This is a genomic window from Aequorivita echinoideorum, assembly GCF_018476645.1.
Classification (GTDB): Bacteria; Bacteroidota; Bacteroidia; order Flavobacteriales; family Flavobacteriaceae; genus Aequorivita; species Aequorivita echinoideorum.
The window spans coordinates 407,386-419,490 of record NZ_JAHCTB010000001.1; the positions used below are offsets into that span (position 1 = coordinate 407,386).

Consider the following 12,105-nt stretch of genomic DNA (forward strand, 5'->3'; position numbering starts at 1 on the left):
ATAGAATCCATAGAAAATAAAAAAACCCTTCCGAAGTAAAGTCTTCAAAAGGGTTCTTTTGCTATTTTATTAAGTTACCATCTTTGTCGTGAAAGTGGTATTCAAGATACGTGTATGCATCCCGAGGTTGAATTTTTACCCATTTTTTGTGCTCCATAAACCATTTGGTACGCACACTGGGAAAACCTTTGGTTAAAAAGGCGGCTATAAATGGATGCGCATTGAGCGTTATCTTTTTATAGTCTTTCGTGAAAAGGCGTTTTACCTCATCGTTTATTTTGTTTATCACGATGATGGGCGCTTCAATCTCTCCGTTTTCATCGCCACCGTTCCCGTTTGCATTTGGGTCTTCCTCACGCGTCTTTATGTTCATTTCTGGACGTACGCGCTGTCTGGTTATCTGTATTAACCCAAATTTACTCGGGGGAAGTATTTTGTGCTTTGCCCTATCGTCCTTCATCTCGTCACGAAGATGATTGTAGAGTTGTTTTCTGTGATTGGCATTTGCCAAATCTATAAAATCGATCACAATAATACCGCCCATATCACGCAACCTAAGCTGTCTTGCCACCTCTGTGGCCGCAATTAAATTCACTTCCAGCGCTGTGCCTTCCTGTGTTTTCTGCTTGTTGCTTCGGTTGCCGCTATTTACGTCTATAACGTGCATGGCTTCGGTGTGTTCTATTACCAAATAGGCTCCTTTGCTACCTGATACCGTTTTCCCGAAGGAAGTCTTAATCTGTCTTTCAATTCCAAATTTTTCAAAAATGGGAATGTTGGAATCATAAAGTTTTACGATGTTCTCTTTTTTCGGTGCAATTTCCTGCACGTAATCTTTTATTTGCAAGTAGAGATTTTCATCATCAATATGTATTGCAGAGAATGAATCGTTGAACATATCTCTAATAATTGATGCGCCCCTGTTTAGCTCGCTCAGCACTTTTGAAGGGTGGTGCGCCCCTTGTAGCTTTTTGCACATGGCCGTCCAGCGATCCATGAGATTTTGTAAGTCTTTGTCCAGTTCTGCTACTTTTTTGCCCTCGGCTACGGTGCGTATTATCACGCCAAATCCTTTTGGTTTTATGCTTGTAATCAAGCGTTTCAACCTATCCTTTTCTTCGTTGCTTTCTATTTTCTGTGAAACGGAAACGCGGTCTGAAAATGGCACCAGCACAATATACCTTCCGGCTATGGAAAGTTCTGAGCTTATGCGTGGGCCTTTGGTGGATATGGGTTCCTTCACTATTTGAACCAATATGGATTGATTGCTTTTAAGGGCATCATTCAAGTTGCCATTTTTATCAATCTCTTTTTCAAATGGAAAATTATTTAGGGAATAATCCTTGAGTTTTCCGGAACTTACGCTTTTTACAAATTTTAAAAGCGAGAGCACCTTGGGCCCAAGGTCATGATAGTGTAGAAAACCATCTTTCTCATAGCCTACATTCACGAAGGCGGCGTTAAGCCCGGGAACAGTTTTACGGATTTTGGCAAGAAATATATCGCCTACCGTAAAGTTATTGTCCTCTTCCTCCTTGTGTAATTCTATAAGTTTTCCATCCTTTAGAAGGGCAAAATCAACTTCTTGTGAACCGGACCTAATAAATAATTCGTAGTTCACTTTAAATTAATTTTTTTCCCAAAAATATACCTATACCAGGCGTGCATTATTTGGGAAAGATTAAACAATATTTTTAACAGGTTTTATCTAAAACCCGGCGAAATCGCTATATAGCAATGAATGCCTATTCCACGATTTCATTTTCAAAGAACGATTTTTTTAAACTGTTATTCTGAATGGAAGGAATAAAATCCTTGTTTTCAGAAACATTTTAAAAAAGAAAAAGTAGTTTAGAAACTACTTTTTCTTTTTGTGGCGGTTAGCGCGTCTTCTCTTCTTGCGCTTATGGGTCGCTACTTTATGTCTTTTTCTTTTTTTACCACTTGGCATACTAAAGTTTTTTATGTCCCTCCTATCCAGATTTGCACCGGGACGTGGCGGGGCGGGTTATTATTATTTTACGTCCACGTTAGTCTTAACACCTTCAACAAAAACTTTCGCTGGTTTAAAGGCTGGGATATTATGGGCAGGTATTTTGATTGTAGTGTTTTTAGAAATATTTCTTCCAGTTTTTTCAGCTCTTGTTTTAATGATAAAACTTCCAAAACCTCTTAAATAAACGTTGTCACCACTCTCCAATGAATTTTTCACTTCATCCATAAAGGTTTCAACAGTAGCTTGAACTTCATTCTTTTCCATTCCTAGTTTTTCTGAGATCTTCGCTACGATATCTGCTTTCGTCATTATATATAAATTTTAATTAATTAATCTTTTACTAGATTTTTTTGAGTGGGCAAATATACGTATTTTAAAATCAATAAATCAAACCATAATCCTTTAAAATTTAATCACATATAGGCTATTTTTACCGAATGCCGAAAAACACCCCCTCTTTTTCCAAAAAACTGATTTCGTGGTATTTACACAATAAACGGGAATTGCCGTGGCGCGGTACCAAAAATCCTTACCATATTTGGCTTTCTGAAATTATGCTACAGCAAACCCGCGTGGCGCAAGGGCTTCCGTATTATTTGAAGTTCATTGAAAACTATCCCACAGTGCAGCAACTGGCCCACGCTCCCGAAGACGCTGTTTTAAAACTATGGCAGGGTCTGGGCTATTATTCCCGGGCCAGAAATCTCCACGCCACGGCAAAAATGGTTTCCAAAGATCTAAAAGGGGTTTTCCCAAAAACCTATAAAGATTTGTTGCAGCTTAAAGGCGTTGGCGATTACACCGCGAGTGCCATTGCCAGCATTTGTTATAACCTGCCGGAGGCGGTGGTGGATGGAAACGTGTACCGTGTGCTATCTCGGTATTTTGGCATCAGCACACCTATTAATTCATCAGCTGGGCAAAAGGAATTCAAAAAGCTCGCCCAACTTGTTATCGATACAAACGAGCCGGGCACCTATAACCAAGCCATAATGGAATTTGGCGCCCGCTTTTGCGTTCCCCAGAATCCGAATTGCGGAAACTGTATTTTTAATGATAGTTGTGAAGCCTATAAAAGCAATAAAGTTTCTGAATTACCAGTAAAACTGAAATCCAAGGCCGTGCGGAAACGCTTCTTCAATTATATGGTCATTATTTCAGAGGACGAAAAAACGCTTCTCCAACAACGATTGGGAAAGGGAATTTGGCATAAACTGTATGAATTTCCACTCATTGAAACTTCAGAAGAAGTAACCCTTTCAGAATTAAAAAAACTTCCGCAGTTTCAGAAATTTTCAGAAAATATGGAAATTGAATCCATCTCGCTTTACAATGAAACGCCCATAGTCCACAAACTCTCGCACCAACACTTACTTACCCGGTTTTGGATTGTTACCTCAAAAAAGGAAGTTAAAAACTTGATTCCGATTTCTGAAATCTTCAAATATGCGGTACCTGTTTTGATCGAGAATTTTGTTTCAGAATTTTTTGAGGGTTCTTGAAAAATTCATTTCAATTCCAATCGTGAAATCGTCTCATATAAAAATTCAAAAAATCTGTATATTTAAAACGCAAAATCTACCTTTGCACAAATTGAAAAAGAAACAATTATGAGTGGGACTTTGAACAAGGTAATGCTGATTGGGCATACGGGCGATGATGTAAAAATGCATTATTTTGAAGGCGGCAACAGTCTGGGCCGTTTTCCGCTTGCTACCAATGAAACATACACAAACAAAACAACGAACGAACGCGTAACCAATACCGAATGGCACAATGTTGTGGTACGCAACAAGGCCGCGGAAATCTGCGAAAAATATTTGAAGAAAGGTGATATGGTCTATATTGAAGGCCGCCTGAAAACCCGCAAATGGCAGGACGAAAAAGGAATGGACAGATACAGTACTGAAATCCATTGTACGGATTTTACCTTTTTAACGCCTAAAGGCGATAGCAACCCAAATAATTCTGGCAACAACGCCGGGCAGTCACCACAAAAACCACAACCTTCGCAACAGCAGCAAAACAATGCCCTGCCGGAGGATGACGACGATTTGCCATTTTAATGTTTAACTAAATCCATCAACTTGGACACGGAGCCCCCTGGTTTATTAATTTTCGCACTTATAGATTTTTCGCAAGTATCGAGCATCATCTTGTTGATTGTCCTGCTCGCTTGTTCCGCGCTTATTTCTGGCGCCGAAGTCGCACTCTTCTCCTTAACACCGGCAGACCTCGAGACAAACGAAGAAAAATCGATCTCAAAAAATCTTGCCATTATCCAGCGGTTGCTCTCCAAGCCCAAAAAGCTTTTGGCAACCATTTTAGTGGCAAACAATTTTATAAACATTGCCATAGTTTTGCTTTTTGATACGCTAAGCGATGCCATGTTTTCTGGGATCAACGCAAATTACTTTGGTATCGATATCCGTTTTATTGTTGAAGTGGGCGTTGTTACGTTCTTCATTTTGCTTTTCGGGGAAATTCTTCCGAAGATATACGCAAACCGCAACCGCCTTTCATTCGCCGTGTTTATGTCCACGCCCTTAAACATTCTGGACACCCTGCTTTCACCCATCAGTTTACCTATGCGCGCGCTCACGCTGTATCTTCACGACAAATACGGCAAGCAAAAGTCAAACATAAGCGTGGACCAACTTTCGCAGGCTTTGGAACTTTCAAACCAGGATACAACCCACGAGGAGCAAAAAATTTTACAGGGCATTGTAACCTTTGGAAATACAGATACCAAACAGGTCATGAAAAACCGGATGGATATTTTTGCCCTCAGTGAGGATATGACCTTCAAGGAAATTATGCCCGAAATTATTGAGCATGGCTATTCGCGAATTCCCGTTTATAAAGATAGTATGGACAACATCACGGGGATTCTGTACGTAAAGGACCTCATTCCTTACACAGACCGAAAAATTCTGGACTGGAAAACCCTAAAGCGCGAAGCCTACTTTGTCCCGGAAAATAAAAAACTGGATGATTTGCTGAATGAATTCAAGGAAATGAAAATGCACCTCGCCATTGTGGTCGACGAATATGGCGGTACCAGCGGACTCATTTCCCTAGAAGATATTATTGAGGAAATTGTGGGCGAGATAAGTGACGAATTTGACGACGAGGACCTCATATTCTCAAAACTGGACGACAACACTTTCATTTTTGAGGGAAAAACACCCTTGAAGGATTTTTACAAAGTAATAAAACCCGAGAATACGGAAATTTTTGAGGAAGAAAAAGGCGAAGCTGAAACGCTTGCAGGCTTTCTGCTCGAAATCTCCAAAGGTTTCCCCAGAAAAAACGAAGTAATATCCTTCCACAATTATGCGTTTACCATTGAAGCCTTTGAGGGAAAACGCATCAAACAAATAAAACTTGCCATTGAAAATTAAAAGCTTACTATACATTGTTTCACTTTCATTTTTGGCCCTTTCCTGTGGCGACGAGGTAATTGTAAAACCGCGGGCGCTCCTTCGCTTGGATTACCCAAAGCCGGAATACCGCACCGTACAGACAGATTGCCCCTATTCTTTTGAAATGAATGAAAATGCAACCCTCATAAAAAAGAAAGGCTGCGGCACCAACATTACTTACCCAAATATGAAGGCAACTTTGTACTTAACCTACCAAGATGTAAAGAACAACAACCTGGATTCCCTGCTGCGCGATGCGCAAAAACTGGCGTACGACCATACCATAAAGGCAAACAGCATCCCCGAGCAACCCTTTATAAACCCGGACAAAAAAGTGTACGGAATGTTTTATATGATAAACGGGAACGCCGCCACCCAGGCAGAGTTTTACGTAACGGACAGTATAAACCACTTTTTGAACGGCGCCCTGTATTTTGACGCCAAGCCCAATTTTGACTCCATTTATCCCGCTGTGGAATACCTTCGGGAAGATATACGCAAGTTGATGGAGACGGTTACTTGGGAGTAACGTGCTAAGAATATAATCGCAAAACAAAACCGCCCCCATTGCTGGGGGCGGTTTTCATTTACAAAATTATTATTTTATCATTTAATCCAGAAAACAAGGCTTTTGGGTATTGTCCAGCGTAGATTTGTTAAGGTTAAACTCCCCGGTAATTGTTTTCTTAACTGAAGGATCTGCGGTGCTTACCAGCTCTGCCGTAAAGGTGCCCACCAGTATTCCTAAATTATTGTCATATCGGGTTATTTCAACTTGTCCATTTTCAGAGCTTATAAATGAATACGTGCTATTTATTTCATCACGTATATACAAAGAAATAACCTCATCACAAAAAGCTGGAATTTGGGAACTGTCTCCCGCCTCTATTGAATAATTACCAATACTATTTACATTTATCAAGTACAAATAAAAACTTGGGCCATTATTTTCTGTGTTTACAGATAAATACCAGTTACCCTCATTCTCACTGCATCTATTAAAATTTAAGGTATAGACACCAAATCCACCTCCTTGGGCGTAATGAGGTTCAATCGTTGTCCCATCAAATTGGGCCTCAAAAAAATTCTCTTCCTTTACGCAGCCTTGCTCTTCTTTGCCGTCATCATCCTTGTTGCAGCTGGTTGCCAAGAGGGCAAACAACATCATAGTCTTTACTATCATTTTCATAATTTATTCTTTAACGTTCTATACTTATATGTTTAATTGTTTCATTTCCATTCATGGCTTGAAGGCCCGCAATATATTTAAAATTATCTTAAAGTTTTAGGTTGAATTTTAAGAATTCTTGTAATTCACTAAACCCTAAACGTTTGATGATTATAATTTAACATCTTCAATGCTCCAACTCCCATTTTCATCGCTCCAACTTCCAATTTCAATACACCAACTTCCATTTTCAAGGCTCCAACTCCTATTTTCAATGCTCCAACTCCCATTTTCAACGCTCCAACTTCCATTTTCAATGCTCCAACTCCCATTTTCATCGCTCCAACTTCCATTTTCAATGCTCCAACTCCCATTTTCAACGCTCCAACTCCCAATTTCAATGCTCCAACTTCCATTAATAAAGGGCAAAATTAATTTTTGATAAAACTGAAAAAAAATTCATTACTTTAGATTGAATGGATATTTTTCTAACCTTAACTAAATGAAACTATTATGATTCCGAATAAAAGAACGTATCAGGACAAGTTTGAGCTGTTCAACATGGCACTCACCAATGCTGAGGAGCAACCAGAAATTGCCGCTGCCATGGCACAATATGGCTACACCGCCGCCCGTATTCAAGAAGGGAAAGACCTTCTGGAAACCACACAGGATATTGCCAACACAAATGCCAAAGAGCTTAGGGAAGAACACCAAAGCTATGCAGAATACCTGCCATTGTACACCGAAGTGAGAGACACCTATAGAACCCACCGCCGTTTGGGAAAAGTAGCGTTCAAAAAAGACCACGTAGCATTGAGCGCCCTAAAGCTTATTGGCCAGTTGCCCGTAAACTACATTCCTTGGTTGGCGCATGTTAAAACATTCTATGAGGGCACACTTAGCAACCCAAATTATATAACCAAAATGGCAAATTTTGGCATAACCGAACAAGTGCTTACCCAGACCAATGAGAAAGTTTCACAAATGGTTAATGCCCGTAATGTGTACCAAAAAGAAAGTGGGGAAGGCCAAGACGCAACAAAGCACAAGGAGGAAGCCTTCGAAAATTTGGATGAGTGGATGAGCGATTTCTATGCAGTGGCAAGAGTGGCTTTAAGAGAACACCCGCAGCTACTGGAATCCTTGGGCAAATTTGTAAGAAGCTAGCCAACCCTACCATACCTCCCCAAAAACAAAACCGCCCCCAATACTGGAAGGCGGTTTCTTATTAAAAGGGAAAAATTATCTTAGTTGAAATCGGCATCGCTCACCCCTTCGTTGATCTTCACATCGGTAATGTTGAAGGTCAACACCTGCGGCCCGGCGGTCTGCCCAATGGTGTACGGCAATTTTATTCCGTTTACTTCCTTGTAGTTTCCAAAGGTGGTAGTGGCATTGATGGTCTGACCCATCATTTCGGTAACAGTGTTTTGCTTCACCTTAAGCCCGCTTTCCTTCTCATAAAAAATTTCGGTATTCTCCCCTGTTGAAATCACGTAGGCATCCTTACCGTCCACTTGCTCCATACGTTCCAGCTTGGCATCTTTTACTTGCAGCTCCATAAAAGGCAGCGCTTCCATTTTGGCAGCGGCGTTTTGCTTGGCATCATAATCAATACGCTGGCCCTGTACCATCATATATCCTTTTTCGCCATCAAAAACTATTTTCTGAATCGAAGTGCCACCCATAGTTACGTTTACAAGCGATTGGCTTTTGGTAGTGTTCTTGGTTTCAAGACCCAATTGCATTCCCTGCATCTCTGCGGTTGCGGTCACCATAAGTGACTTTACAGCTTCAAGTTTCTCGCGTCCCCCAATGGCATCAATGTATTTATTGATAACGGTTTCGGCGGTAACGCCTGCATCCATAGCTTTGTTATAGTCCGGTGCCGCCACGGGATTTCCAAACTTATCAAAATACTGTACGGGTATCTCTTTGCCTTCCGCATTTTTCAAGTTCTTGAGTCCGTCCAGCACTTCAGATCCTTTTCCTACCACTACAATACGAAGGTTGCCCGGCTTGTAATATTTTTTGGCCACGCGCTGTACATCTTCGGCAGTTACGGCATTTATCTTTTTAAGATAATCTACATAGAAATCTTTTGAAAGATTTTGGGTCTCAATTTCCAGCGCATAATCCGCAATGGTTTCTGGGCGTTCCAGCGCAAGTACAAAGTCGCCCACAAATTTTGCCTTGGCATTTGCCAACTGCTGTGGGGTAACTTTGTTATCACGTAAATAGCGAATCTCCTTCAGCGTTTCAACCACGGCGCTATCCGTCACCGCATTGCGCACGCTTGTGGTGGCAATGAAACGGGTAATGTTCTTATCTGCCCCGGTGCTTGAGCGCGCGCCATACGTCCAGCCATGCTCCTCACGAAGGTTCATATTCAATAAACTGTTGAAACCGCCGCCCAGTATTTTGTTCGCAATTAAAACTGCGTGATAGTCCGGGTCGCTCATTTTCAGTTTAACCAAGTTCTGCACGGCAAGTTCAGACTGTACCGCGTTTGGCATATCCACAAAGTTCACCTGCGTAAACTGAACATCCTTAGGCTCTGTATAGCTGTAAGAACGTGCCGCATTTGAAGCCCAATCGGCTAAGTTGGCACGCACCAAAGTCTCAACGTTCTTTCTTGAAACATCGCCCACCACAACCAGATAAGCGTTTCTTGGGTTGAAAAAGTCTTCGTAGAAATCCTTTACATCGGCTAGGGTAAGTTTCTCCACTTTTTCAATTGTGGTAAATTCCCCTTTTGGGTGATTGCTGCCATACAGCAGGGAAGAACGAACTCTGCTCGCCACGGTTGAAACATCTTTTTCCTGCGTTTTAAGACCGTCTATAAGTTTGTCTTTTTCTTTTTTGAATTCCTCTTCGGTAAGTAACGGATTTTTAATGGCATCTGCCATCAATTCCATAATCCGTGGAAAGTATTCTGAAAGAGAACTGGCATACGCACTTTCTGAACCAAAGAATATGCTGGCCCCCAGGTAATCTACTTCTTCATTGAATTGGTCTTTGGGAATGTTGGTAGTACCGTTACCCATCATTTGTGAAAAGAGACTTTCTACCCCGGCTTTTTCGCCAGAAGCGTGAATGGGATTGTCTATTAAAAGCTGAACGCGTACTGCGGGCAGTTTGTGATTTTCCACCACCATAACCTTCAATCCGTTGGGAAGGTCAAAACTGGAAGGTTGGGTTAAATTTATTTTTGGTGCGGGACCGGGCTTGGGTTGTTTGCTTCGATCTATCTGCGCAGTTGCAAGCGTGCTTATGAAAATACTTGCAATGAATAGGTATATATATTTTTTCATTTCTGAAGTTTTCTTTTTTAGATTATTGATTTTTTTCTGGCAAGTATTCCAAACGCAAGCGTTGGTTTGGATTTAAATATTTTTTGGCTACCTCTCTTATTTCCTCACGGGTTATGTTTTTGTAGATATCCAGTTCCTTATTGATAAGGTCCGTATCGCCATAAAAGGTATAATAGTTGGCCAATGAATTTGCGATACCCGCAACGGTTGCATTTCTGGTAACAAATTGATTTTTGTAAATATTCTGAAGTTTTTCAAATTCCCTTTCAGAAATAAGCTCCGTTTGAAGTTTTACAATTTCTTCATCAATTTCCCTTGTAATATCTTCCAAAGGCGTATTGTTTAAAGGAATTGCCAGCGTCACGTAGCTTCCGTAATCTTCTTGGCTTAAATTAATGGCCGCCACCTGAAGCGCCATTTTTTTATCGTCTACCAATTTTTTGTAAAGCCGCGAACTTTTACCATCACTTAAAATCGTTGAAATCATATCCAGCACATACGCATCGTGCTCCAGCATAGACGGTGTACGGTACGCGTGCACAATCATAGGCAACTGAATGTTGGGGTCGTAGTATTTAGCGTCTATCTGTTTTGTGATAGGCTGTTCCTTTGCATCTACCTGAACTACTTCGGCACCTTTTGGAATGCCTCCAAAATAGTCCTCAATCATTTTCTTCACCTTTGGTTTATCGATGTCTCCAGCAACAACTAGCGCTGCATTATTAGGCACATAATATTTTTTATTGAAATCCTGAAATTCCTGAAGCGTGGCAGCGTCCAAGTGTTCCATAGAACCAATGGTTGCCCAACGGTACGGATGGTTGGTGAACAATTTTTCCTTTACGGCTTTTAAAAGATTTCCGTATGGTTGATTGTCCACACGCAGTCTTTTTTCCTCCTTAACCACTTCGTTTTGGGTATCGACACCTATTTGGTTGATGATGGGATGGTACATACGCTCGCTTTCCATCCAAAGGCCCAATTCCACATTGTTTGATGGAAATACTTCATAATAATATGTACGATCATCGGTAGTATTGGCATTATTGCTACCACCTTGGGAAGAAACTATTTCGAACCATTTTCCGCGTTCTATGTTTTTGGTTCCTTCAAATAGAAGATGTTCAAAAAAGTGGGCAAAACCCGTACGTTCCGGGTTCTCGTTTTTGGCCCCAACGTGGTACATAACCGAAGTAATTACTACTGGTGCGGTTTTGTCTTCGTGTAAAATAACGTGCAAGCCATTTGGCAGGTCATATTCTTCAAAATCTACTTGCTGCGCTTGGCTGCCGAAAAAACCGGCACAAACCAACAAGGTGGAAAGAAATGTTTTTTTCATTTTAATTATTTAGAGGTTATTATTTTCATTTTTTGCAAAAATACAAAGTTTGATGTGCTTTGTTGCCAAAGCATAAGTCCATTAAGATTTATTTATGTTACAAAAATTACCAAATACTTTATTCTGAAATTTTATTATAAATCAATTATTTAACCATTTGAACAGATACTATTTCCTGTAGCGACAAAGGCTTGGTAGAAAAAGTTAACAAACCGTTTGTACAATATAATTGAAGTTTTTGTAACTTTTCACCATAAAACTAACAACTATGTTCAAGATATATTCACGCTTTGGTATTTGGATTGCCGTAATATTAATCGCCTATTTTCTGCTTTTGAAAATTGTCGGTCTTCACCAATATCCCGTTTTGAGTGCGGCAAACGGACTTATTTATGCAATAGGTCTATACATGGCGATGAAAACATACCGTTCCAGAAAGACCACAAGATTAAAATATGAAAAAGGATTTGAAGTTGGCCTTTTCTGCGGTGGCATTGCCACCATTTTGTTTACCATTTTTATGGCGATCTACATGTACCAAATTGATGGGGAATTTGCCGCAAATATTATGGAATCTTGGGATCTTGAATATGATCTTGGCACTTTAATGCTCCTTATATCATTATTAATCATGGGTTTTGCCACTACTCTTGTATTGACATTGGCTTTTATGCAACTTCTCAAAAATTCATGGAATACCCCGGACGGCAATAGAAACACAATGAAATAATTCAGTATTTTATGAATTAAATATTGTCTTCGAAATACTTTACCTCCTTGGCTCCGAAAAGATTAAATAAAAACACTTTGTTGTTTAGTTTTTAAAAATTATATTTGCACCCGCTTTTACCGGACGGTAA

At 40.3% G+C, this 12,105-nt stretch carries 12 protein-coding genes; 6 read left to right on the forward strand and 6 right to left on the reverse strand.

Features of this window, described 5'->3' with window-relative positions; translation table 11 throughout:
- Positions 1-61 precede the first annotated feature (61 nt).
- Together KIV10_RS01940 and KIV10_RS01945 are read right to left on the reverse strand one after the other, a co-directional pair.
- Positions 62-1,621, reverse strand: a complete 1,560-nt coding sequence (locus KIV10_RS01940) for an Rne/Rng family ribonuclease (RefSeq protein ID WP_214111800.1) — start codon at positions 1,619-1,621, stop codon at positions 62-64.
- Positions 1,622-2,014: 393 nt separating this feature from the next.
- Positions 2,015-2,305, reverse strand: a complete 291-nt coding sequence (locus tag KIV10_RS01945; RefSeq protein ID WP_154191036.1) for an HU family DNA-binding protein — start codon at positions 2,303-2,305, stop codon at positions 2,015-2,017.
- 128 nt (positions 2,306-2,433) lie between these two features.
- Here KIV10_RS01945 and mutY point away from each other — a divergent pair, with 128 nt between their 5' ends.
- The 4 genes from mutY to gldD all read left to right on the forward strand — a co-directional run bounded on the left by mutY (position 2,434) and on the right by gldD (position 5,950).
- Complete coding sequence (gene mutY, locus KIV10_RS01950; RefSeq protein WP_214111801.1) at positions 2,434-3,498, forward strand: A/G-specific adenine glycosylase; 1,065 nt, start codon at positions 2,434-2,436, stop codon at positions 3,496-3,498.
- A 108-nt stretch (positions 3,499-3,606) separates the two neighbouring features.
- The gene (locus KIV10_RS01955) at positions 3,607-4,062 is read left to right on the forward strand and encodes a single-stranded DNA-binding protein (protein WP_214111802.1); all 456 of its coding nucleotides are present in this window, start codon (positions 3,607-3,609) and stop codon (positions 4,060-4,062) included.
- A 21-nt stretch (positions 4,063-4,083) separates the two neighbouring features.
- Complete coding sequence (locus tag KIV10_RS01960) at positions 4,084-5,400, forward strand: gliding motility-associated protein GldE (RefSeq protein WP_214111803.1); 1,317 nt, start codon at positions 4,084-4,086, stop codon at positions 5,398-5,400.
- Positions 5,390-5,950 (forward strand): gliding motility lipoprotein GldD, encoded by a 561-nt coding sequence (gene gldD / locus KIV10_RS01965; RefSeq protein ID WP_214111804.1) that lies wholly within the window; start codon positions 5,390-5,392, stop codon positions 5,948-5,950. Before KIV10_RS01960 ends, gldD begins: the two co-directional genes overlap by 11 nt.
- Before the next feature lie 81 nt (positions 5,951-6,031).
- On the opposite strand, the gene KIV10_RS01970 is transcribed toward gldD, so the two are convergent.
- Together KIV10_RS01970 and KIV10_RS01975 are read right to left on the reverse strand one after the other, a co-directional pair.
- On the reverse strand, positions 6,032-6,610 hold the full coding sequence (locus KIV10_RS01970; RefSeq protein ID WP_214111805.1) for a hypothetical protein: 579 nt from the start codon (positions 6,608-6,610) through the stop codon (positions 6,032-6,034).
- Between the two features lie 150 nt (positions 6,611-6,760).
- On the reverse strand, positions 6,761-7,018 hold the full coding sequence (locus tag KIV10_RS01975) for a hypothetical protein (RefSeq protein WP_214111806.1): 258 nt from the start codon (positions 7,016-7,018) through the stop codon (positions 6,761-6,763).
- An 84-nt stretch (positions 7,019-7,102) separates the two neighbouring features.
- Between KIV10_RS01975 and KIV10_RS01980 the strand changes: the two genes are divergently transcribed.
- On the forward strand, positions 7,103-7,759 hold the full coding sequence (locus KIV10_RS01980) for a hypothetical protein (protein ID WP_214111807.1): 657 nt from the start codon (positions 7,103-7,105) through the stop codon (positions 7,757-7,759).
- Positions 7,760-7,839: 80 nt separating this feature from the next.
- Here the strand turns inward: KIV10_RS01980 and KIV10_RS01985 are convergent, their stop codons facing one another.
- Complete coding sequence (locus tag KIV10_RS01985; protein WP_214111808.1) at positions 7,840-9,906, reverse strand: M16 family metallopeptidase; 2,067 nt, start codon at positions 9,904-9,906, stop codon at positions 7,840-7,842.
- A gap of 22 nt (positions 9,907-9,928) precedes the next feature.
- On the reverse strand, positions 9,929-11,245 hold the full coding sequence (locus KIV10_RS01990; protein WP_214111809.1) for a M16 family metallopeptidase: 1,317 nt from the start codon (positions 11,243-11,245) through the stop codon (positions 9,929-9,931).
- Positions 11,246-11,513: 268 nt separating this feature from the next.
- Between KIV10_RS01990 and KIV10_RS01995 the strand changes: the two genes are divergently transcribed.
- On the forward strand, positions 11,514-11,975 hold the full coding sequence (locus KIV10_RS01995; protein WP_214111810.1) for a DUF4199 domain-containing protein: 462 nt from the start codon (positions 11,514-11,516) through the stop codon (positions 11,973-11,975).
- Positions 11,976-12,105 lie beyond the last annotated feature (130 nt).

Excerpts from the sequence above, each read along its gene's own strand:
- KIV10_RS01945 (WP_154191036.1), bottom strand. The coding sequence starts at position 2,305 with ATGACGAAAGCAGATATCGTAGCGAAGATCTCAGAAAAACTAGGAATG.
- mutY (WP_214111801.1), top strand. The coding sequence starts at position 2,434 with ATGCCGAAAAACACCCCCTCTTTTTCCAAAAAACTGATTTCGTGGTAT.
- KIV10_RS01955 (WP_214111802.1), top strand. The coding sequence starts at position 3,607 with ATGAGTGGGACTTTGAACAAGGTAATGCTGATTGGGCATACGGGCGAT.
- KIV10_RS01970 (WP_214111805.1), bottom strand. The coding sequence starts at position 6,610 with ATGAAAATGATAGTAAAGACTATGATGTTGTTTGCCCTCTTGGCAACC.
- KIV10_RS01980 (WP_214111807.1), top strand. The coding sequence starts at position 7,103 with ATGATTCCGAATAAAAGAACGTATCAGGACAAGTTTGAGCTGTTCAAC.
- KIV10_RS01985 (WP_214111808.1), bottom strand. The coding sequence starts at position 9,906 with ATGAAAAAATATATATACCTATTCATTGCAAGTATTTTCATAAGCACG.
- KIV10_RS01990 (WP_214111809.1), bottom strand. The coding sequence starts at position 11,245 with ATGAAAAAAACATTTCTTTCCACCTTGTTGGTTTGTGCCGGTTTTTTC.
- KIV10_RS01995 (WP_214111810.1), top strand. The coding sequence starts at position 11,514 with ATGTTCAAGATATATTCACGCTTTGGTATTTGGATTGCCGTAATATTA.